Below are 430 nucleotides of genomic sequence, written 5' to 3'. Positions count from 1 at the left end.
CTGGCGGAGTCCGGCATCCCTTACGCCCTGCTGCGTAACGGCTGGTACACCGAAAACTATCTGGCGAGCGCACCGCCCGCGCTGGAGCACGGCGTATTTATTGGCGCGGCCGGTGAAGGCAAAATCGCCTCTGCCACCCGTGCGGATTACGCGGCTGCCGCGGCAAGAGTCATCTCCGGGGACGGCCATGCAGGCAACGTATACGAGCTGGCCGGCGACCACGCCTGGACGCTGAGTGAACTGGCAGCCGAACTCAGCAAACAGAGCGGCAAAAACGTGACGTATCAGAACATGAGCGAGGCGGATTTTGCCGCTGCGCTGAAGGGCGTTGGCCTGCCTGCCGGGCTGGCGGATATGCTGGCAGACTCCGATGTGGGCGCGTCTAAAGGCGGTCTGTTTGACGACAGCCATACGCTGAGCAAACTGATCG

The 430-nt window shown here is 62.8% G+C and carries 1 protein-coding gene; it reads left to right on the top strand.

Annotated elements, in window-relative coordinates; all coding sequences use genetic code 11:
• Positions 1-430: Rossmann-fold NAD(P)-binding domain-containing protein (locus CSV68_RS16700; protein WP_158233539.1), on the top strand; the 430-nt coding region annotated here is incomplete at both ends.

Source organism: Sporosarcina sp. P29 (genome assembly GCF_002743265.1).
Lineage (GTDB): Bacteria > Bacillota > Bacilli > Bacillales_A > Planococcaceae > Sporosarcina.
This window is presented reverse-complemented; position numbering and strand designations above follow the sequence as displayed.